Consider the following 21,058-nt stretch of genomic DNA (forward strand, 5'->3'; position numbering starts at 1 on the left):
TCCTCCGTACTGATCCCTGTTCGATCGGTGGTTTTCCGCAATCGACCACGAACGACCGGACCCCCGGTGTTCGGCGGCGGGGCACCGAACTTGAGGGGCCCAAGGCCGATTGCGTCGACGGGCGTCCTAGTACGACCGTCGATGCCCAGTCTGGACCGGGGCGCGCGGCGCCCCGAGGCGCCCGCCGGCGACGCGCGCCCGGGCGGCCTGCGCGGCCGCGTACAGCTGTTCGTCGAGGGCCGGCACGTGTCGAAACGGTGTCAGGGTGTCGCCGTCGACACCCGTGCCGCTCGCGGAACCCCGATTCCGCCCTCGGCACCCCCCGACCGGGGGACGGCCGGCTCCCCCGATCGACGGCGACGCGCGCGGACGCGTCGACCGGCCTTCGGCGCCGGGCGGCGGGGTTCGGCCGACGCGTGATGCGCATCACGGACGTTCGGGCGCCCGTCGGAGCCCCGGCGGGTCGGCCCCGGCGCCCCTCGAGCCCGCGACCGGAGCGCACGGTGGACGTGACCCGGGCGCCGGGACGGCGAGCGGGCGACCGCGGGCGGCCCGGCCGGCGGCGGGGAGCGGCGGCGCGGCGTCCGGTTCGAGCGCACGCGGGCAGGCGCGGGCAGGCGCGGGCAGGCGCGGGCAGGCGTCGAGCGGGCGGCGGCGGACGACCGGGTCGACGGCCGCCGCCGGCCGGCGGCGGCCGTGCCGAAGGACCGGCTTCCGTCCGCGGGGCACCGCCGAGCGGGTCGCGTGGCCGTCGGTCGCGCCGCTCCGGACCGCCATGCCCCCCGCCGCGACGGCGGCCACGGAGCGGCGGCGGACGACCGTGCCCGCACGTCGGGGGGCGGGCGACGCCCGCCTCGGGCCGACGCCGGGCGGCTCCCCCGTTCGGGGGAGCCGCCGTCGCGCGCCCCGGCGGACGCCGCCGCGCGCCCGGACGGTGCGCTCGGGACCCCTTCCGCGGCGCACCGCGAGGCGCGGGCACCGACGCGCGGCGTCGCCGGACGGGGCCCGTCAGTGGAACGGCGGCCCGCGACGGCGTCCACCCGTGGCGGCGTCCTCCGGTGGGGCGCCCTCGCGCGCGGGGACCTCGCCCCGCGGGGACGCGCCCCTAGTGCAGCCGGATGTAGCCGACGGCGGCGTTCGCCGGGTGCGTCCGCTCGGCCACGCGATCGGAGGTGTTGCCCTCGATCGTGCGGACCGTGCCGTCCGGGTCGACGCCGGTGACGATGCCCGTGTGCTCGTCGAAGATGATCACGTCGCCGACCTGGGGCCGGACGTTCGGGCCGTTCGGGATGCTCTTGCCGGAGCGCTGGGCCCAGGACCACATGGCGTCGACGGAGCCGAAGCCGCTGCCGTTGTCGCCGACCGGGGTGCCGGCCTGCTTGGCCGCCCAGGAGACGAAGTAGGCGCACCAGGGGCCGGGCCCGGGGGCCCCGGCGACGGCGTCGCGGAAGGTCTTGATCTCGGGCGAGTCGTTCGAGCCCGGCGGCTGCTCCGCCACGCCCAGCTTCGTGCGCGCGGCCGCGACCATGGCCTCGCCCCCGCCCCCGCCGCCCTGGGCGGCCTGCAGCGCGGCGGGGAAGCTGCGCGCGGTGGCCTGGGCCGAGGACGTCAGGCCCGACCCGGCGGTGCCGGCGGCCGTGGCCTTCTGGGCCTGCAGCGCCTGCGCCGCCTGCTGCGCCGCGGCGGCGCGCTGGGCGGCGTAGGGGTCCGCGAGGCTGCGGATCTCGGCGATGCGGTCGAGCGTCGTCGCGAGGGACATCGTTCCGGGTGATCGGCGACGGGCGCGCGGCCTTGAGCTACCGGGCCGTGCCGGCCGGCGCGGCGCCGGCGACGCCGTCGCCGTGCAGGGCGACGAAGCGCTCGTGGTCCCGGCGCACCTGACGGTCGATCCACGCCCCCAGGGCGGGATCGGCGGTCGAGACGGTCTCGCTCAGGCCGTGGCGGATGGTGGACGCGCGTACGAGCACGGGCGGGGTGCCCGCCGTGCGCAGGCGCTGCAGCAGGTCGGTGTCCTGGTACCAGACGACCAGCTCGGGGTGCAGGAAGTGCCCGGGCGCGACCGCGTGCTCCTCCAGGGTGCGCCGCGACAGCGCGAAGCACCAGGCGGAGAAGTCCTCGCGGACGAAGCCGTCGAGGGTGAGCGGGAACGCCACGGCGGCGCCGCCGTCGAGGGTGTCGCGCAGCGGCTCCCACCACCCGGGCAGCACCTCGACGTCGTCGTTGCAGACGACGGCGTAGGCGCCGCGCGCGGCGCGCAGCCCCGAGTTGACGGGCGCGGTGAAGCCCTGCGGCGGGGCCCCGTTGTCGACGACGACGATCTCGTACGGCACGGTCGTGCAGCGCTGGATCGCGGCCACGCACCGGCGCAGGCGGTCGCTGGCGGCGTCGAGCGTGGGGATGACGACGGTCAGCTCGGGCGTGGTGCCGGGCGGGACCGCCTGGAGGTCGCGGCCCGCGGCGCTGCGGGCGTCGGCGGACGCCACGCGCGCCGCCGCCACCGGCACGACGCGGCCGTGCCGCGCCAGACGTGTCGTCAGGGCGCCGAGCAGCAGCTCGTCCGCGACGTCGGGCACGTCGCCGGCGGCCAGGTCCGCGGCGCGGAAGGCGAGCGCCGGGGCGGCGACCGGCTCGCCCGATCCGGCGGTGGCGGCGGCGACCGCCGGGTCGGCGAGCGCCGCGCACAGCGGCGCGAGGAAGCCCGGATCGACGCGCGGCATGCCCGGCAGCAGCACGCAGACCTCGCCCTGGGCGCGGCCCAGCGCGGCGCGCAGCGCGCCCGCGACGCCGGACCGCCGCGGCAGCCGCACCACGGTCGCGCCGGCTTCGACGCTGGCCAGCAGGCCTTCGAGCCCGACGGACGCGTCGTCGACGATCACCACCTCGTGCGTCGGCAGGTCGGGGACCTGCGTCAGGGCGACGAGGCACTCGAGGGCGGCGTTCGGCGCCCCGGTCAGCGGGACGACGAGGGAGGCGGTGACGGTCATGCGGTCGGAAGGGGCTCGGGGGCGGGGGCGGCGGCCGGGACGAGCGCCGGCGCGACGCGGCGCACCGCGTCGATCACGGCGTCCGCGTGGGCGTCCGACAGGTGCGGTCCCATCGGCAGCGAGAGGACGGTCGCGGCGGCGTGGTCGGCCGCGGGCAGGTGGGCCGCCGCGACGGGGTGGCCGGCGTAGAGCGGCTGCCGGTGCGGCGGGGTCGGGTAGTGGACCAGGGTGGGGATCCCCTCCCCGGCCAGCGCGCGGGCGAGCGCGTCGCGCTCGGGGTGCCGGACGACGAACAGGTGCCAGCTCGGGGCCGCGCCGGGCGCCACCGGCGGCAGCGTCAGGCCGGGGACGCCGGCCAGGCCGTCGCGGTAGCGGGCGGCCACCGCGGCGCGGCGGGCGTTCGCGGCGGGCAGGTCGGCCAGGCGCAGGCGCAGCACGGCGGCCTGCAGCTCGTCCAGCCGGCTGTTGCTGCCGGCCTCGAGGTGCTCGTACTTGCGCTCGGACCCGTAGTTGCGCAGCCGGCGCAGGCGGCGGGCCAGCTCGGCGTCGTCCGTGGTGACGGCGCCGCCGTCGCCGAGGGCGCCCAGGTTCTTGCCGGGGTAGAAGCTCCACGCCGCGGCGTCGGCCCAGCCCGCCACGGGCCGCTCGTGCAGCCGCGCGCCGTGGGCCTGCGCGGCGTCGTCGAGCACCCACAGGCCGCGGCGGTCGGCGAGCGCCCGCAGCGCGGGGTGCGGCGCCGGGTGGCCGTACAGGTCGACGGGCACGATCGCGGCGGTGCGCGGCCCGACCGCGGCCTCCGCGGCGGCCGGATCCATCAGGTGCGTCTCGGGGTGGACGTCGACCGGGACCGGCGTCGCGCCGGCGGCGGTGACCGCCAGCCAGGTCGCGACGAACGTCTGGCCGGGGACGAGCACCTCGTCCCCCGGTCCCACGCCGCGGGCCTGCAGCGCCAGCCGCAGCGCGTCGAGGCCCGAGCCGACGGCGACGCAGTGCTCGGCACCGGCGAACGCGGCGAACGCCGCCTCGAACGCCTCCAGCTCCGGGCCGAGCAGGTACCGGCCGGACGCGATGACGCGGGCGGCCGCGGCCTCGAGCCGGGCGCGGTCCGCGGCGGACGGCGTCAGGTCGAGGAACGCGACGCTCATCGCGTGAGGGCCCGGAACTCGTCGCGGTCGCGGATGTAGTCGGCCTCGGCGTAGGGCTTCGAGGCCAGGACCATGCAGACCGACCCGGAGGAGAAGTTGTCGATCTCGCGCCAGATCATGCGCGGGATGTACAGGCCGCAGTACGAGCGGTTCAGGTGGAAGCGCTGCTGGATCGTCCCGTCGTCGAGCACGATGTCGAAGGAGCCCGACATCGCGATCACGAGCTGCTGCAGGTCGCGGTGGGCGTGCCCGCCGCGCTCCGCGCCGCCGGGGACGTCGTAGAGCCAGTAGACGCGCTGGATGGCGAACGGCACGTGGACGTCGTTCTCGACGAAGCTCAGGTTGCCGCGCCGGTCCTCGATGCGCGGGAAGGCGACGAGGTGGCAGCCGGCGAGGCCTGCGGTGGGCTGCTGCACGGTGCTCACGCCCGGGTCATCGGCCCGCCGCGGCGGCGCTTGAGCGCCGCGGACCGCCGTTTCGCAACGACGGCCCGGCGGGACGGTCAGGCGGCGGCGAGCGGCACGGCGGCGCCGTGGCGGGCGGCACAGGCCAGGCCCGCCGCGATCTGCTCGTTCAGGTAGTCGCCCGGCAGGCCGCAGCCCGGCCCGACGACCTCGACGTCCAGGCCCAGCGCGTCCAGGCGGGCGGCGGCCTCGGCGAAGCCCTCGACCGTCCGACGGGTCGGCACGGGGAAGGTCTTGGCGGCGATGGCGTCGATCGGCGCGACGGTCCCGCCCTCGCGCAGGATGCCGGTGCGCTCGAGCGAGCGGCGCACGAGCGCGGGCGCGTCCTCGGGATCGGCGTCGTGCCGCAGCTCGACGCAGAGCAGGCGATGGCCCTCGGGGGCCCCGGCGCCGCCCGTGGTGACGCGCAGCGCGGGGACGTCCGCGTCCACGACGTGCGTGACGGCCGGCAGCTCGAGCAGGTCGTCCTCGGGCACCTCGCACCAGGCGACGACGGTGCGGGCGCGCTCGGGCGCGTAGCCGATGCCGGCGGCGGCGAAGAGCTCGGCCGCCGACGTCGCCAGGACCGGGCGCGGCACGACGAGGACGTCGCCGGCGGCGAAGCCCAGCGCGACGCCGCCCTCGGGCGCGGCGCGCAGGCTGCGCAGCGCGCCGGGCCGCTCGATGGTCACGAGGGGCTGCGCCTGCAGGCGCGCGACGACCGCGTCCACGAGCCGGCCGACGCCGCCGCGGATCGCGTGCTGCGGCCGCTCGGGACGGAAGGAGAACGGGCCGTCGCCGCAGGCCTCGCGGACGCTGCGCGGCCACAGCAGCGGCGTCCACACCCGCCGGCGGAAGGCGGCCAGCACCCGGGCGTCGCCGCCGGCGACGACCTTCTCCACGAACGGCGCGATCAGCCGGGCGTGCACGAGCGGCCCGTGGTTGTGCAGGGACGCCTCGTGGAGCGTCGTCGTGCCCAGGGGGCCGGCGAGCACGCCGGCGCCGTCGCGCCCGCCGAGCTGGGCGGCCGCCGCGCGGCGCTCGTCCCGCGTCAGGCCGGCGCGGACGCCCATCGGGTCGGCGGTGACGAAGAGGTCGTCGACGAGGCGCCCGCCCACGGCGGTGCACGACGCGCCGAACGGCACGAGGCTGTCGCCCGCCAGCCCGGCGACGTACGCCTTGACGGCGGCGAGGTGCGGCACGTGGCCGGTGGCGACGTCGTACGTCTCCAGCGGCGGAGCGTCCGCGGCCGTCGGCGCGGCCTCGTGGTCGAGCTCGAGCGTGCGCAGCCCCAGCTCGAGCGTGCGCCCGTGCAGGCGCCGCGACGCGAAGCCCCCGCCGACCCCGTGGTCGGGGAGCAGCAGCCGCACCGGGCGGCCCGCGGCGGCCAGGCGGTCCGCGGCGACGAGCGCCGTCCAGGTCCCGCCGACGACGACGTGCGGATCAGGCACGGCGCAGCACCACGTAGCTCATGGCCGCCAGGTCCGGCGCGTGGCGCGCGGCGAGCAGCAGGGTCTCCAGCAGCTCGTCGGGCAGCGCCTCGAGCGCGCCGTTCGGCGCCGGCTTCAGCAGGACGCCGCCGCGGTGGACCGGCTGCAGGCCGGCGGCGCGGCCCAGCGCGACGATCCGCTCGCCGCTCATCATCCGGGTGACCTGGGTGGCGTGCCCGAGCGCCGAGATCTCGTCCAGGTCGGACAGGTGCCCCGTGTCGACCGCGACGAGCCGGTGCAGCGAGCGCGGGTTGGGGACCGTGACGTGCAGCAGCCCGCCGGGCGCCAGCCGCTCGGCGGCCTGGGCGACGAAGCCGGCGGGGTCGGGGATCTGGTGCAGGATGCTCGTGGCGAGGACGTGCTCGTGCGGGTCGACGGCGGGGAACCCGTCCGCCAGGTCCGCCGCGACGACGTCGACCCCGGGCAGCGCCCGGTCGCGCACCCGCTCCAGGTAGTGGCCGGCGCGGTCGACGGCGGTGACGCGCGCGCCCGCCTCGACGAGCATCGCCGTCATCAGGCCGGTGGCGCAGCCGAGCTCGAGCACCCGGTCGCCCGGGCGGACCCACGTCGCGACCTCGCGGCCGGTGCCGATCGTGTACCAGCGGTCGAAGTCGACCTCCGGGTCGTACGCCAGCGTGTAGTCCATGCTGCGGTGATCGGTCGGGGGTCGCGCCGCTTGAGCCGCGCCCCTCCGACGCGTCCTCGCGCGCGGGGAACCGGCGACCGCCCTTCACCCGCGCGCGGCGCGGCCGATGACGGGGGACATGACCGCCCTGCCGCCGCTCCCCGAGGTGCCGCTCGTCAGCGTCTACTGCACGGCCTACAACCACGAGCGCTTCGTCGCCGAGGCCGTCGAGAGCGTGCTGGCGCAGGACTGGCCGGCGGACCGGCTGCAGTTCGTGATCCTGGACGACGGGTCGACCGACGGGACGCTCGCCGCCCTCGAGCCGTACCGCGACCGCGCGACGGTGCTCACCCAGGAGAACCGCGGGCTGCGCGGCGCCGTCAACCGGGCGATGGGCGAGCTGCACGGCGACCTCATCACGTCGATCTCGGGCGACGACGTCTGGGTGCCCGGGCGCGTCCGCCGGATGGTGGAGGCGCTGCGCGCCAACCCGCGCGCGGCGTTCGTCCACTCCGACCTGGAGGTCATCGACGACCGCGGCGCGCTGCTGTACCCCTCCTTCCGCACCTCGGCCGAGATCCCGGACCCCGGCCCGCGGCCGCGCGGGATGCTGCTGAAGCACAACGCCGTCTGCGGCGCCGGCGTCATGCAGCGCGGCTGCCTCAAGCACCTCGTGCACCCGATCCCCGACCACGCGCCGTGGGAGGACTACTGGTGGGCGTGGGCGCTGTCCGGCGCCGGCGAGGCGGCGTACCTGCCCGAGGTGACGTGCCGCTACCGGCTGCACGACAGCAACATCAGCCTGGGCGCCACGCCGGAGCAGGTCCACGCGCACCGTCACGCGGAGCGCCACCTGCGCCGCGAGATGCTGCGCGGCCTGCGCCCCGGCGAGGTCGCCGCCGCCGACGCCGTGACCGGCCTGCGGGCGTTCCGCGGCGCCCTCGTCTCGGGCGCCGGCGCGCTGCGGTCGACCGACGACCCCGCCGTCGCCGTGACCGCCGACGACCGCGCCCACGCCGCCGAGCGCGCCGCCGCGGCCCGCGCCGCCCTGGCGGCCGGCGACGCGGCCGGCGCCGTGGTGCACGCGGTCGCCGGCCTGGCCGACGACCCGGTCGACGGGCTGCTGGACGCCTGGCTCGAAGAGGTCGTGGCCGCCCACGGCGCGCACCTGCCGGCCGAGCCCGAGCTGCGCGGCCGGGTGGTCCTCGCCGACGCCGACGCGCTCGCCGCGGATCCCGCGCTGCTGGGCGGGTACGTGGCGACCGTGCACGACGGCGACGACCTGACCCTGGTGATCCACGGCCGCGGGTGGACCGACGGCCGCCTGGTGGAGGCCTTCGGCCCCGCCCTCGAGCACGCCGACGCCGACGTCCTGGCGACCGGCGACGAGCCGCACGGCCGCGCTGCCCTCGTCGCCCGCGCCCACGCCGCGCTCGGCCCCGTGCCGGGCGGCGAGGCGCTGCCCGCGTTCGCGCCCGTCCCGGCCGCCGCGCTCGCGTGAGCGGCGCGGCCTTCGCCGTCCGGCCCCGCCGGCCCGAGGACGACGCGGCCTGGGACGCGCTCGTCGCCCGGGCGCGGATCCCCACCGTCCTGCTCCGCACGGGCTACCTGGCCTACCACGCCGACCGCTTCGCGGACGCGTCGCTGCTCGTCCACGAGGGCGACGCGCTGCGCGCCGCCCTCCCCCTCTCCCGCCACGGCGACGAGGTCGTCTCGCACGGCGGGCTGACGTTCGGGGGCCTGATCACGGACGACGCCGCGTCCGCCACGCGCGTCGCGGCGTGGCTGGAGGCGTGCGCCGAGCGGCTGCGCGCCGACGGCGTGCGGCGCCTGGTCTACAAGCCCGCGCCGCACATCTACCACCGCCGCCCGGCCGAGGAGGACCTGCACGCGCTGTGGGCCCTCGGCGCGCGGCTCGTCCGCCGCGACCTCTCCACGACGATCCGCACGGCGGACCGCCCGCCGTTCGCGAAGGGCCGCCGCGCGGCGGTGAAGAAGGCCCGCGACCTGCACGTGGCGCGCGACCCGGACCTGCACGGCTACTGGGCGCTCGAGGAGGCCACGCTGCTCGGTCGCCACGGCGTGCGGCCCGTGCACACCGCCGACGAGATCGCGCTGCTCGCCGCGCGCTTCCCCGACGAGATCGCGCTGTACACCGCGCGCGAGGCGCCCGGCGCGCCCGTGCTCGCCGGCGTGGTCGTCTACGCCACGCCGCTCGTCGCCCACACGCAGTACATCGCCGCGGGGCCCGAGGGCCGCGCGCGCGGCGGGGTCGACGCGATCGTCGACCACCTGCTGCGCGAGGTCCACCCCGCGACGCCGTGGTTCGACTTCGGCATCTCCACCGTCGACGAGGGCCGCACGCTGAACGCCGGCCTGGTGCGCAACAAGGAGAGCTACGGCGGCAGCACCACGGTCTACGACCGCTACGTCTTGGACCTGTAGCCCGCGCCGGCGGCGCGCCGCCGCCCCGGCGCCTCTGCGAGCCTGGGGCGATGGCCGCGCCCGAAGGACTGCTCGTCGACGCCAACCCGTTCCCCGCGGGGCTGACCGGCGAGCTGCGGCGCCAGCTGGAGTTCGTCGTCGAGGTCGACCGGATGAAGGCCGTGCTGCGCGCCTCCCCCGTCGCCTCCGTCGCCCGCCGCGAGAACGACGCCGAGCACTCCTGGCACCTGGCGCTCATGGTCCTGGTGCTCGCGCAGCACGCGGCGGAGCCCGTCGACGTCGGGCGCACGCTCGAGCTCGTCGTCGTGCACGACCTCGTCGAGGTCTACGCCGGGGACACCGTCATCCACGACCCGGCCGCGCGGGTCGGCCAGGCGGAGCGCGAGCTCGCCGCCGCCGATCGCCTGTTCGCGCTGCTGCCCGGCGGGCAGGGCGAGCGCCTGCGCGCCGCGTGGGAGGAGTTCGAGGCGCACGCGACGCCCGAGGCGCGGTTCGCGCGGTCGATGGACCGCCTGCAGCCGATCCTCCAGAACTGGGTGACGGGCGGCGGCTCGTGGGAGGACCACGACGTGACCCCGGCCGACATGCGCGCCCGCACGGGGATCATCGCCGACGGCGCGCCGGGCCTGTGGGCGGCGGCGGAGGTCCTGATCGACGAGGCGGCGCGGCGCGGCCTGCTGCGCCCCGACGGCGAGGACGCGGCCGGCGGCGCGGCGTAGCCCCGCGCCGGCCGCGGCGTCCCGGGGCGCTCAGCCCGCGGTGGCGAGCGCGTCGGCGTCGGCGGCGAACACCGCGGCGTCCTCGTCGAGGCCCGAGGCGGCCGCGACGGCGGCGAGGCCGCGCAGCGCGGCGACGTCGGGGCCGTCGCGGTCCACGACGGCCATCCACTCCTCGGCGGCGGACTGCAGGAAGCCGCGGCGCAGGTACAGCTGCGCGAGCGCCTCGCGGCGCTGACGCCACGGGATCGTCAGGCCCTCGAAGACGGCGACGAGCCGCTCGAACGCCTCGAAGCGCTCGAACCGCGCCAGGGCGGAGAGCATCGTCAGCACCTGGTCGCCGACGGCCGGGCCCGGCGCGCCGCCCAGGCCCGCCCAGGCGGTGAACAGCTCGTGCTCGGCGCCGGCCAGCACGGACGCGGTGCGGGCGAGCGCCGGGGTGGGATCCCCGCCGTCGGCCAGCAGGCAGAACGCGGCGTGCCGCAGCGCGGCCGGCTCGTGCGCCGAGCCCGCGCGCACGCCGAGCGCCTGCTCGGCGGCCTCGGCGAAGCGCCCCTGCAGCTGCAGGGTCTCGACGAGCGCCATCCGGGCCTGGTCGGCGTCGGGGCGCTCGGCGAGCACGGCGCGCAGCTCGGGCTCGGCCAGGTCGACGACGCCCCGGTGGCCGAGCGCGGCGGCGACGTGCTGGCGCAGCTCGGGCGACGCGTCGGGCACGAGCTCCTCGATCCGCGCCACCACGTCCTCGCCCGGCAGGCCGCGGCGCAGCAGCACGTCCGCCAGCGCGCGGGCGGTGCGGGCGTGCTCGGGGTGCGCGACGAGGGAGCGCTCGAGCACCGTCTCGGCCTCGTCCAGCCGGCCGGTCGCGACGTACAGGTCGGCGAGGGCGCGGGCCGCCAGGTAGGTGCCGGCGCCCAGGGCGGCGGCGTACGTGCTCGGCGCGTCGCCCAGCTCCAGGCAGGCGCGGTAGTGGCGCTCGGCGTCGGCGACGCGGCCGCCGACGACGGCCAGGTGCCCCTGCTCCAGGACGACGTCCGTGAAGCCCGGGAACGCCTCGAGCACCTCGCGGGCCACCCGCTCGGCGTCGCCGTAGCGCTCGGTCTGCCGCAGCGACTGGACCAGGTGGAAGCCGAGGACCGGGCCGAAGGCGGTGACGGGGCGGGCGGGCGCCGGCAGCAGCTGCCACGCCTGCTCGAGGACGCGGACCGCCGAGGCGGGGTCGCCCGCCGCCACGTGCTCCATGCCCAGGTTGAAGCGCAGGAACGGCGAGTCGTCGCCGTCCTCGATCTGCCGCTCGATGAGCGACAGGTTGCGCTGCTCCTTGCCCTTCGCGGCGCGGACCTCGCCGAGGTAGCCGAAGTGGTCGATCCGGACGGTCGACAGCTCCTGGCGCTCCGGGATGTGCTCCGGGACGCCCTGGATCTGCTCGTGCAGACGGCCGACGAAGCGGCGCTCCGGGCGGTTGCGGAACATCCGCATCGCGTTGTGGGTCGTCGCCAGGCCGTCCTCGAGGTCGCCCAGGTGGTTGCGCTCGACGAACGAGAACGCCTCGCGCCACACGCGGCCGGTCAGCTCGCGCAGCCGCGGCGCGTCGCCGGCGACGATGACCTCGTCGGCATCCAGGTACAGGATCCAGTCCGTCGTCGCCGCGTCGAAGGAGACGTTGCGCGCGGCGGCGAAGTCGTCCTGCCACGCGTGGTGGATGACGCGCGCGCCGTGGGCGTGCGCGATCTCGACGGTGCGGTCGGTCGAGCCGGTGTCGACGACGACGATCTCGTCGACGGCGCCGCGGACGGACGCCAGGCACTGGTCGAGCATGGCCTCCTCGTCCTTGACGATCATGCAGAGCGCGAGCGTCATGCCGCCCGCGGGCCGGGCGCGCTCGGCGGCCCGGCGGGCCCGCGGGGCCAGCGTCTTCAGCCCCTGCGCGACGTCGCGCGGCAGGCCGGTGATGGCGCGCACGCCCGCCTCGCGGCGGCGGCGCACCTCGGCCAGGTTGCGCTGCAGGTGCGGCAGCGCGGGGTCCAGGCGACCGGCGGCCTCGAACAGGTCCTGCGCGGCGGCGAGCGCGCCGAGCTCGTAGAACGCGACGCCGGCGAGGTTGAGCAGCATCGGCTCGCGCGGCTCGTCCTCGAGCATCCGCACGAGCCGGGCCGCCGCGACGGCCAGGCGCTCGGCGATCTGGGCGGGCGTGCCGCCGTCGTGCGCCAGGGCCCGCTCCGCCAGGACGCGGCGCGCCTCGTAGCGGTCGTCGCGGTCGGGGCAGGCGTCGGCCTCGTCGACGACCGCGGCCCAGCCGTGCAGGTCGTGCGCCGTCAGCCGGGCGTCCGCGCGGGCGGACAGCCGGTCGGCGAACGACGCCGTCGGCGTGACGGGACGGGACTCGGGAGTGCTGGACAGACGCAGCGCCATGCCCTCTCCATCGGCCCGGCCGGCGGCGACTTGAATCGGCCGGGGCGCGGCCGCGCGGGGCGCCGTCCCCGCGGGGCGCCCGGACGCCGGGCGGCGCGGGCAGGGAGCGCCGACCCGGGAACGACGACGCCCCCGGAGCCGAGGCTCCGGGGGCGTCCGACCACTGCGGTCTGTCGCGCTCCGACTAGCGGAGGAGCGACAGGACGCCCTGCGAGGCCTGGTTGGCCTGCGACAGGATGGCCGTGCCCGCCTGAGAGAGGATCTGGTTCTTCGTGAGCGAGACCATCTCCTGCGCCATGTCCACGTCGCGGATGCGCGACTCGGACGCGGTCAGGTTCTCCTGGTACACCGACAGGTGGTTCAGGGAGTGCTCGAGGCGGTTCTGCACCGAGCCGAAGTCGCTGCGCGCGCTCGACACGTTCTTGATCGCCGCGTCGATGTCCGCCAGCTTGATGCAGGCGAGCGACGTGGCGCCCGCGACCGTGCCGAGCTTCTCGCCCAGCGAGATGAGGGAGACCGTGGTCGTCTCATCGTCGTTCGCGCCGACCTGGAACGTGACGGTGCCCGTCGCGTTCAGGAGCTTCGTGCCGTTGAACTCGGAACGGGTGCCGATGGCGCCCAGCTCCGTCGTGAGCTGCGTGACCTCGGAGTCGATAGCGGACTTCTCGTCCGTGCCCGTGGTGCCCGTCTGGTACTGGACGGCCAGGGTACGGATGCGCTGCAGCATCGAGTGGACCTCGGTCAGCGAGCCCTCCGCCGTCTGGACGAGCGAGATGCCGTCCTGGGCGTTGCGCCGCGCCTGCTCGAGACCGCCGATCTGGCCACGCATCTTCTCGGAGATGGCCAGGCCCGCGGCGTCGTCCGACGCCCGGTTGATGCGGAGGCCCGAGGACAGGCGCTCCATCGACTTCGCGATCTTGTCGCTCGTGTTGTTCAGGTTGCGATGCGCGTTGAACGCCTCGACGTTGGTGTTGATGCGGAGGGACATGCGCTGATCTCCTTGATCGGCTGGGTTTGATGCTCCCCGGACGACGTCCGTGTCGTCCGTGCGCCCTCTTCATCGGCCCCCTGTGCGAGGACTTGAGCACGAAGTTCGGCGACCTTCAGTGGGCGGCCCGTGCCGCCTCGGCCGCGGCCTCGGCGTCGGCGACCCGCTGCCGGTACGCCTCCTGCTGGGCCTCGAGCGCGGCGATGCGCGCCTCGCGGTGCGCCTCCACCTCGGCGCGGACCATGGCGCGGCCCGCGTTCACCGCCGCGATCCACGCGACGAGCCAGCCCACGACGCCGCCGACGAGCGCCCGCAGGAGCACGTCGAACGTCTCCGCCCCCGCGCCCGCCGAGGCGAGCGCCACGACGCCGAAGCCGATCAGCCCGCCCCAGCCCTTCGCCGCACGGACGAGCCGGGCGACGCGGGGATGGCCGGCGACCGAGACCTGCCGGCCGCCGGCCGCGCCCTTCTTCGCCTTCTTCGCCTTCTTCGGCGTCTTCCCGGGAGCGACCGCGGGCTGCAGCCGCGTGGTCTGGTCGACGGGGCTCACGGCTGCACCAGGCGGGCCAGGCGCGCCGGGTCGGCGAGGGCGATCCCGCTCGCGGTCGCGACGTAGGCGACCGGCAGGTCCTGGGCGACGGCGGCGCCCAGGACGGTGCCGGGCCGCTCCGCGACGTCGCGATGGGTCATGACCAGGCCGGCCGGCGCCAGCGACGCCATCCGGCCGAGGGTCTTCGTGCACGCGCGGGCGGTCGCGGTCGCGGGCAGCACGACGTGGACCTCGTCCACCCCGGCGGCCTCGAGCGCCGCGCGCAACGTGCGCAGGCCGTCGGCGTCGCCCGGGTCGACTGCGGCGGCGTCGATGACGCACAGGTCGGGCTCGGTCGCCTGGCGGGCCGCCGCGACGGCCGCGCCGTCCTCGGTGACCAGCGGCTCGACGCCGTCCGCCGCGAGCGCGGCGGTCAACGCGGCGCCGTGCGCCTCCGGGCCGAGCGCGACGGCCAGGACCGTCCGTCCCGCGGCGGCGTGCGCCCGCAGCAGCGCGGCCGCGGCCGTGGTGCGGCCGACGCCGGCGGTCCCGACGAGGGCGAGCGTCGCCGTCGCGGAGCGGTCGCCCGTCCGCGGCAGGCGGCGGGCGAGCGCGGCGCGCACGGCGCGGTCCAGGCGGTGGCCCGGATCGAGCGCCATGCCGTGCGCCACGCCCTCGGCCACGACGGCGCGGGCGAGCGCGGCGGGCAGCCCGCGGGCGACGAGCCCGTACTCCAGGACGTCGGCGGCGACGGCGTGGCCGGGCGCGGCGTCCGGGGTGGGCCGCGGCGCCGGGGCGCGGCGCTCGGCGGGCCGCGCGACGGGCGCGGCGACGACGGGCGCGGGCGGGGCGACGGGGCGCGCCACCGGGGTCGCGGCCACGGGCGCCGGCGCCGCGGGGGCCGGGGCCGGCGCGGCCGCGGGCGGCGCGGCGGCGAGCGGCGCGGCGGCGAGCTCGGCGCCGGTGCTGACCAGCCAGGCGGCGAGCGGATCGTCGTCCGCGGCGGGCGCCGGGGCCGGTGCGGCGGCGGCCGCCTCCTCCTCGTCGAGCAGGTCGGCCATCGTCCGGGCGCGGACGCGGCGGCGCGCGGCGTCGAGCGACGCGAGGAAGGTCTGGCCGTCGAGGTCCTCGACCGCGCCGCGCTCGGGCGCGGCGCCGGCCGTCTCGGCGGCCGGCGCGGCCGGGGCGGGCGCCTCGGGGGCCGGGGCGGCCGGGGTCGGCGCGACCGCGCGGGCGGCCGGCGCGACGGGGACGGGCGCCGGGGCGTCCGCCGCGTCGTCGCCGGGGCGCGCGGGCTCGTCGTCGTAGGCGTCGACGCCGAAGTCGGCGCCGGCCATGGCCTCGACCTCGACGAAGCGCTGCTGGAAGAAGCCGCCGACGCCGCCGGACAGGCCCTCCCGCCGCCGCAGGACGACGGCGTCGTCGCCCAGGTCGGTGCGGATCTGCGGCAGCAGCTCCTCGAGCGTCCGGCCGCGGTACACGCGTCGGCGGGTGACCGGGTCGACCGTGACGGTCACGCCGGGGGCCTCGGCGACGCGGCGGACGGGGGTGCCGGGCTGCATCGTCGGCGCGGTCTCGGTCTGCGGGGTCTGGGTCTGGGTCACGGGGTGATCACTCCGACGGTTTCGACGTTGATGCCGGGTCCGATCTCGTTGTACGAGCAGACGGGGAGCTGGGGCAGGGCCTGCTCGACCAGGCGCCGCAGGTGGCGGCGGACGCGGGAGGAGCAGAGGAGCACGGGGTGGATGCCGCGGCGGGCCGCGGTCTCGCTCTCGGCGCGGAGCGCGCCGACGAGCGACTGGGCGCGGGCGGGGTCGAGGGCGAGGACCTCGCCCTCCGGCGTCTGGACGAGCGCGCCGGCGACCTCCTGCTCGACGCCGGGGTCGAGGGCCAGCACGCGCAGGCGGTGGTCCTCGTCGACGTGCGGGCCGGTGATCTGCCGGGCCAGCGCCTGGCGGGCGTGCTCGGCGAGCAGGTCGATCTCGCGGGTCAGGCGGGCGCGGTCGCCCACCGCCTCGACGATCGTGCCCAGGTCGCGGATCGACACGCCCTCGGCGAGCAGCCGCTGCAGGACGCGCTGGAGCTCGCCGAGCGTCAGGCCGTCGCCGATGACCTCGTTGACCGCGGCCTCGTTCGAGCGCTTGAGCGTCTCGACGAGCTCGTGGACGTCCTGGCGCGTGAGCAGCTCGCCGGCGTGGCCGCGGATCTGCTCGGTCAGGTGGGTGACGACGACGGACTCGCCGTCGACGACGGTGAAGCCCAGGGCCTCGGCCTCGGCGCGCCCCTCCTCCGTGATCCAGGTGGCGGGGAGCCCGAACGCGGGCTCCGTCGTCGGGACGCCGGCGAGCTGGCCGACGGCGTCGCCGGGGTCCATCGCCAGCAGGTGGCCGGCGAGGAGCTTGCCGCGGGCGACCTCGCCGCCGCGGACCCGGACGACGTAGGCGTGGGCGTCCAGGCCCGGCTCGTCGTGCACGCGGACGGGCGGCACGATCATGCCGAGCTCGCTGGCGAGCTGGCGGCGCACGTGCGAGATGCGGCGCAGCAGCGAGCCGCCGTCGCGCTCGTCGACCATGCCGACGAGGCCGTAGCCGATCGCGAGCTCGAGGGCGTCGGGCGGCAGCGCCTCGACGTCCAGCTCGGGCGCGGCGGCGGCGAGCGCCGGGCGCGCGGCCTCGGCGGCGGCCGCGGCCTCGGCGACGCGCTCCTCGGCCTGGTAGCGCTTGCGCAGCTGCAGGCCCAGGAAGATCAGCCCGCCGCCGACGAGCAGGAACGGCAGCTTCGGCAGGCCCGGGATGAGCCCGAACATGAGGATGGCGACGCCGGCGAACAGCGGCGCCTTGAACTGGCGCGTCAGCTGCCCGGCGATGTCCGTGCCCAGGTCCTCCTCGGACGCCGAGCGCGTGACGATGATGCCGGTCGCGACCGAGATCAGCAGCGCCGGGACCTGGGCGGCCAGGCCGTCGCCGATGGTCAGCAGCGAGTACTGGTGGGCGGCGTCGCCGAACGGCATGCCGTTCATCGCGACGCCGATCGCCAGGCCGCCGACCAGGTTGATGATCGTGATGATGATTGCCGCGACGGCATCGCCCTTGACGAACTTCGAGGCGCCGTCCATCGCGCCGTAGAAGTCCGCCTCCTGGGCGATCTCCTTGCGGCGCTCGCGGGCCTGCTCCTCGCTGATCTGGCCGGCGTTCAGGTCGGCGTCGATCGCCATCTGCTTGCCGGGCATCGCGTCGAGGGTGAAGCGCGCGGCGACCTCGGCCACGCGGCCGGCGCCGTTCGTCACGACGACGAACTGGATGACGACGAGGATCAGGAAGACGACGAGGCCGACGACGAGGTTGCCGCCGATGACGAACTCGCCGAAGGCGTGGACGACCTGGCCGGCCTCGCCCTCGGAGAGCACCAGGCGCGTCACGGAGACGTTGATCGCCAGGCGGAAGATCGTCGTCAGCAGCAGCAGGCTCGGGAAGACCGACAGCTCGAGCGCCTTGCCCAGGTAGAGCGTCGTGACGACGACCGCGATCGCCGCGGCGATGTTGATCGTGATCATCAGGTCCAGCAGCAGCGGCGGCAGCGGGACGATGAGCATCGCCACGATGACGACGATGCCGATGGCGGCGAGCAGGTCGGTGTGCTTCGTGAGGCGCCCGAGCATCCCGGACGGCGCCGGGGCGGTGGTGGACGGAGTGCTCATGCGGAGACCAGCGTTGAGCGCTTGCGCGCGTTGGACATGCGGAAGACGAAGGCCAGGACCTCGGCGACGGCCTGGAACAGGTCCTCGGGGATGGCGTGCCCGACCTCGACCTGGCGGTAGAGGGCGCGGGCCAGCGGCGGGTTCTCGACGACGGCGACGCCGGCCTCGCGGCCCAGGTCGCGGATCTTCAGGGCCAGCAGGTCCTGGCCCTTCGCGACGACGCGCGGCGCGGCCTCGGCCGGGTCGTACCGCAGCGCCACCGCGAAGTGGGTGGGGTTCATCAGGACGACGTCGGCGGTGGCGACGTCCTCCATCATGCGCGCGCGGGACGCCTCGGACTGACGGCGCCGGATCTGGCTGCGCACCTCGGCGGGCAGCTCCTGCTGGCGGTACTCCATCTTCACCTCCTGCTTCGTCATCCGGAGCGACTTCGCGTGGCGGTGCTTCTGGTAGCCGAAGTCGACGGCGCCGATGACGATGTAGACCATCGCCGCGCGCTGGGCGATGCTCATCGTGTTCTCGCCGAGCAGCGCGAGCAGCGTCTGCGGGTCGAGCCCGGTGAACGTCGCGACCTCGTGGATCCGCGGCAGCACCGCGACGGCGACGACGCCGGCGACGATGCCGAGCTTCAGCAGCGACTTCACGGTCTCGACGACCGCGTTGATGCCGAAGACGTTCTTGGCGCCCTGGAGCGGGTTGAGCTTGCGGAAGTCCGGCTTCATCGCCTTCGGCGTGAGCTGCCAGCGGACTTGGAGCAGGTTGATCGCGACGGCCGCGATGGCGACCGACGCCGCGATCGGCAGCAGCAGCTGGGCGATGAGCATCGCCGTCGACGTCGCCAGCGAGTTCAGGTCGGCGGCGTGGCCGACCTGCTCGGGGTGGGCGGCGCGCACGAAGCTCTCGCGCATCGCCTCGCGCATCCCGGCGAACATCTTCGGGCCGTTGGCGCCGAGCGCGAACAGGCCGACGAGCAGGACGACGGCGCCGTTGAGGTCGTTCGAGCGGGCGACCTGCCCCTTCTCGCGCGCCTCCTGCTGGCGCTTGGGGGTCGCCTCCTCGGTCTTGTCGTCGCCGCTCACGGCGCCACCTTCAGGGTCTGGAGCGCCGCCGCGACCTGGGTGGCGAGGCGGTCGCCGAACCAGCCGGCCGCGAAGGGCAGCGTCACGATGATCATCAGCAGGCCGACGACGACCTTCACGGGGAAGCCGACGGCGAAGACGTTGAGCTGCGGGACGACCTTGGAGACCATCGCGAACGCCGCGTCGGTCAGCAGGAGCGTCAGCAGGACGGGCGCGCCGACCTCGAGCGCGGCGAGCAGGATCCCCCCGAAGGCCGAGACGACGCCGGAGACCATCGTCGGCAGCTGCGGGAACTCGGTCAGCGGCACGAGCGTGTACGTCCGGGCGAGGCCCTGGATCATCAGCGTGTCGCCGCCCATCGCCAGGATCACCGCGACCCCGACGAGCGAGTAGACCTGGCCGAGGATGGCGCCCTGGTTGCCCGTGATCGGGTCGACGGTGGCGCCGAACGCGAAGCCGATCTGGATGTCGAGCAGCTGGCCGGCGGCGTGGAAGCCGGCGAGCACGCACGCGAGGGCGAGCGCGAACGCCGCGCCGACGACGATCTCCTTGACGAGCAGCTCGAAGTACGCGAGCGGCTGGTCGGGCACCGTCGCGCCGTCGAGGGCGAGCGGCGAGATGCCGAGCGCCAGCGCGACCGCCACGATGCCGCGCACGCGCGCCGGCACCATCTTCGACGAGAAGAGCGGCGCCAGGGCGAACAGCGGCGAGATCCGCGCGAGCACGAGGATGAACGCGGCGGGCTGCAGACCGGAGATCTGCTCGATGGCCTGGGCGGCGGTCACCGCTACCTCGTGCCGACGAGCGTCGGGATCGAGCCGTACAGCTCGCTGGCCCAGGTGACGACCGAGCTGAGCATCCACGGCCCGGCGACGAGCAGGATGATCGCCGTCACCACGAGCTTCGGGATGAACTGCAGGCTCTGCTCCTGGATCTGCGTGACGGCCTGGAAGACCGAGACGATCAGGCCGACGACGAGCCCGGCGATCAGCAGCGGCGCGCCGATCTTGAAGGCCAGCTGCATCGCGTCCGTCGCGATGGAGACGGCGGTGTCCTGGTTCACGGTCGCTCCTCCCCCGTCACCCGAACGAGAGGACGAGCGAGCGCGTGATGAGCGCCCAGCCGTCCACCAGGACGAACAGCAGGATCTTGAAGGGCAGCGAGATGAAGACCGGTGGCAGCATGATCATGCCGAGGCTCATCAACGTCGCCGAGACGACGAGGTCGATGATCAGGAACGGCAGGAAGATCAGGAAGCCGATCTGGAAGGCGGTCTTGAGCTCGCTGATGATGAAGGCGGGGATCAGCACCCGGGTCGGCACGTCGCGGCGGGTGCGCGGCTGCTCGATCTTCGAGAGCCGGACGAACTGCTGGAGGTCGCTCGAGCGGACCTGCTTGAACATGAACTCGCGGAGCGGCTCCTGGCCCCGCTCGATCGCCTCCATCGTGGAGATCTTCCCCGCGATCGCCGGGGCGACCGCGCGGTCGCGGACCTGGTCGACGGTCGGCCCCATGACGAAGAGCGTCAGGAAGAGGGCGATGCCGACGAGCACCTGGTTCGGCGGGGTCGTCTGCGTGCCGAGGCCCGAGCGGACGAAGCCCAGGACGATGAGGATCCGGGTGAAGCTCGTGACGCAGAACAGCAGCGCCGGGAGGAGCGAGACGGACCCCAGCAGCAGGAGCAGCTGGATGGCGTTGTCGCCGTCGACGTTCATCCCCGCACCGTCCACGAGCGGATCCGGGCGACCAGGCCGCGCAGGCGGTCGCCGAGGCCGGACAGGCGGTCCGCGGCCTTCGGGCCGAGCGTGCCGCGCAGGCGGGCCGCGACCGCGGCGCCGGGGCCGGAGCCGCCGTCGCCGTCGTCGCCCTCCGCGGGCGCCGGCGGGTCGACCCACAGGCCGAGCTCGCGCGCCTCGTCCTCCTCGTAGCGCCGCAGCGCGGTCACGCCGTTCTGGCCCGAGCCGACGAGGAGCACCTCGTCCGCCACGCGGACCAGGTGCAGGGCCGAGCCCGACGCCAGCGGCATCGAGCTGACGGCCTGCAGGCCCGCACCGGACGGCGCGTCCTTCGCGCGACGCGTCTGCCGCAGCAGCCAGGTCACGCCGTAGATGACGGCGACGACGATGAGGAGCCCCGCGATCACGCGCGCGATCGACGCGCTCCCGCCGGAGGAGGCCGGCGCGGCGCCGTCTCCCCCACCGAGGTTCAGCGGGGTGTCCTCGCCCGTGGTGGCGGTCTTCGCGGCCTGCGCGAGGGCGGCCGTCGGGCAGGCGAGGACGACCGCGGCGGAGGCCGCGGCGAGCAGGGCCGTGCGGGCGACGCGCGAGCGCGACGCCGTGACGGCGGACAGGAGATGAGGGGTGCGGGATGACATGCGTGCGGCGGCGGATCGAGGAGATCCGGTCGTCCGCGGTCATCGGCGCCCCGCGCCGGAACTTGAGGCGTTTCGCAACGGCACGGGGCCGCGTCACGCAACGCGTTGTCGGTCGACGGTCAGATCAACGACGG

19 protein-coding genes are annotated in these 21,058 nt (G+C 76.2%); 3 read left to right on the top strand and 16 right to left on the bottom strand.

The features are described from left to right. Nucleotides 1-1,105: 1,105 nt before the first annotated feature. The 6 genes from J3P29_RS12510 to J3P29_RS12535 form a co-directional block, all read right to left on the bottom strand. On the bottom strand, nucleotides 1,106-1,759 hold the full coding sequence (locus J3P29_RS12510; RefSeq protein ID WP_210493769.1) for a CHAP domain-containing protein: 654 nt from the start codon (nucleotides 1,757-1,759) through the stop codon (nucleotides 1,106-1,108). A 37-nt stretch (nucleotides 1,760-1,796) separates the two neighbouring features. Beyond that, complete coding sequence (locus J3P29_RS12515) at nucleotides 1,797-2,984, bottom strand: glycosyltransferase (RefSeq protein WP_210493770.1); 1,188 nt, start codon at nucleotides 2,982-2,984, stop codon at nucleotides 1,797-1,799. Next, nucleotides 2,981-4,129 (bottom strand): DegT/DnrJ/EryC1/StrS family aminotransferase, encoded by a 1,149-nt coding sequence (locus J3P29_RS12520; protein WP_210493771.1) that lies wholly within the window; start codon nucleotides 4,127-4,129, stop codon nucleotides 2,981-2,983. The genes J3P29_RS12515 and J3P29_RS12520 overlap by 4 nt, the downstream gene beginning before the upstream one ends. After that, nucleotides 4,126-4,554 carry an FdtA/QdtA family cupin domain-containing protein gene (locus J3P29_RS12525; RefSeq protein WP_349239835.1) on the bottom strand — a complete coding sequence of 143 codons (429 nt, stop codon included), beginning with the start codon at nucleotides 4,552-4,554 and terminating at the stop codon, nucleotides 4,126-4,128. The genes J3P29_RS12520 and J3P29_RS12525 overlap by 4 nt, the downstream gene beginning before the upstream one ends. 77 nt (nucleotides 4,555-4,631) lie before the next feature. Next, nucleotides 4,632-6,023 carry an FAD/NAD(P)-binding protein gene (locus J3P29_RS12530; RefSeq protein WP_210493773.1) on the bottom strand — a complete coding sequence of 464 codons (1,392 nt, stop codon included), beginning with the start codon at nucleotides 6,021-6,023 and terminating at the stop codon, nucleotides 4,632-4,634. Then, complete coding sequence (locus tag J3P29_RS12535; RefSeq protein WP_210493774.1) at nucleotides 6,016-6,708, bottom strand: class I SAM-dependent methyltransferase; 693 nt, start codon at nucleotides 6,706-6,708, stop codon at nucleotides 6,016-6,018. Before J3P29_RS12535 ends, J3P29_RS12530 begins: the two co-directional genes overlap by 8 nt. Nucleotides 6,709-6,826: 118 nt before the next feature. On the opposite strand from J3P29_RS12535, the gene J3P29_RS12540 reads away from it, so the two are divergent. The 3 genes from J3P29_RS12540 to J3P29_RS12550 are packed head-to-tail and all read left to right on the top strand — an operon-like array spanning nucleotide 6,827 to nucleotide 9,851. Next, the gene (locus tag J3P29_RS12540) at nucleotides 6,827-8,188 is read left to right on the top strand and encodes a glycosyltransferase (RefSeq protein WP_210493775.1); all 1,362 of its coding nucleotides are present in this window, start codon (nucleotides 6,827-6,829) and stop codon (nucleotides 8,186-8,188) included. Further along, nucleotides 8,185-9,132, top strand: a complete 948-nt coding sequence (locus tag J3P29_RS12545) for a hypothetical protein (protein WP_210493776.1) — start codon at nucleotides 8,185-8,187, stop codon at nucleotides 9,130-9,132. The genes J3P29_RS12540 and J3P29_RS12545 overlap by 4 nt, the downstream gene beginning before the upstream one ends. Before the next feature lie 50 nt (nucleotides 9,133-9,182). Further along, nucleotides 9,183-9,851: an HD domain-containing protein gene (locus tag J3P29_RS12550; protein WP_210493777.1), complete on the top strand. Its 669-nt coding sequence runs from the start codon at nucleotides 9,183-9,185 to the stop codon at nucleotides 9,849-9,851. 30 nt (nucleotides 9,852-9,881) lie between these two features. Here J3P29_RS12550 and J3P29_RS12555 read toward each other — a convergent pair whose 3' ends face one another. From J3P29_RS12555 to J3P29_RS12600, 10 genes are all read right to left on the bottom strand, one after another. Next, entirely contained in the window at nucleotides 9,882-12,257 is a 2,376-nt protein-coding gene (locus tag J3P29_RS12555; protein WP_210493778.1) for a TPR domain-containing glycosyltransferase, read from the bottom strand. A gap of 184 nt (nucleotides 12,258-12,441) precedes the next feature. Beyond that, nucleotides 12,442-13,245: a flagellin gene (locus tag J3P29_RS12560; protein WP_210493779.1), complete on the bottom strand. Its 804-nt coding sequence runs from the start codon at nucleotides 13,243-13,245 to the stop codon at nucleotides 12,442-12,444. Between the two features lie 115 nt (nucleotides 13,246-13,360). Further along, nucleotides 13,361-13,795 (bottom strand): hypothetical protein, encoded by a 435-nt coding sequence (locus J3P29_RS12565; protein ID WP_210493780.1) that lies wholly within the window; start codon nucleotides 13,793-13,795, stop codon nucleotides 13,361-13,363. After that, a complete protein-coding gene (locus tag J3P29_RS20795; protein WP_210493781.1) occupies nucleotides 13,792-15,378 on the bottom strand; it encodes a hypothetical protein in 1,587 nt (528 codons plus the stop codon). The genes J3P29_RS12565 and J3P29_RS20795 overlap by 4 nt, the downstream gene beginning before the upstream one ends. Beyond that, nucleotides 15,375-17,471, bottom strand: a complete 2,097-nt coding sequence (gene flhA, locus J3P29_RS12575; RefSeq protein WP_246851913.1) for a flagellar biosynthesis protein FlhA — start codon at nucleotides 17,469-17,471, stop codon at nucleotides 15,375-15,377. Before flhA ends, J3P29_RS20795 begins: the two co-directional genes overlap by 4 nt. Continuing rightward, the gene (flhB, locus tag J3P29_RS12580; protein ID WP_210493783.1) at nucleotides 17,468-18,550 is read right to left on the bottom strand and encodes a flagellar biosynthesis protein FlhB; all 1,083 of its coding nucleotides are present in this window, start codon (nucleotides 18,548-18,550) and stop codon (nucleotides 17,468-17,470) included. Before flhB ends, flhA begins: the two co-directional genes overlap by 4 nt. Next, nucleotides 18,547-19,335 carry a flagellar biosynthetic protein FliR gene (gene fliR, locus J3P29_RS12585; RefSeq protein ID WP_210493784.1) on the bottom strand — a complete coding sequence of 263 codons (789 nt, stop codon included), beginning with the start codon at nucleotides 19,333-19,335 and terminating at the stop codon, nucleotides 18,547-18,549. Before fliR ends, flhB begins: the two co-directional genes overlap by 4 nt. Nucleotides 19,336-19,337: 2 nt before the next feature. After that, entirely contained in the window at nucleotides 19,338-19,613 is a 276-nt protein-coding gene (gene fliQ, locus J3P29_RS12590) for a flagellar biosynthesis protein FliQ (RefSeq protein WP_210493785.1), read from the bottom strand. 16 nt (nucleotides 19,614-19,629) lie between these two features. Beyond that, on the bottom strand, nucleotides 19,630-20,265 hold the full coding sequence (gene fliP / locus J3P29_RS12595) for a flagellar type III secretion system pore protein FliP (protein ID WP_210493786.1): 636 nt from the start codon (nucleotides 20,263-20,265) through the stop codon (nucleotides 19,630-19,632). Then, the gene (locus tag J3P29_RS12600) at nucleotides 20,262-20,924 is read right to left on the bottom strand and encodes a flagellar biosynthetic protein FliO (RefSeq protein ID WP_210493787.1); all 663 of its coding nucleotides are present in this window, start codon (nucleotides 20,922-20,924) and stop codon (nucleotides 20,262-20,264) included. Before J3P29_RS12600 ends, fliP begins: the two co-directional genes overlap by 4 nt. Nucleotides 20,925-21,058 lie beyond the last annotated feature (134 nt).

It is taken from the genome of Patulibacter sp. SYSU D01012 (assembly GCF_017916475.1).
Classification (GTDB): Bacteria; Actinomycetota; Thermoleophilia; order Solirubrobacterales; family Solirubrobacteraceae; genus Patulibacter.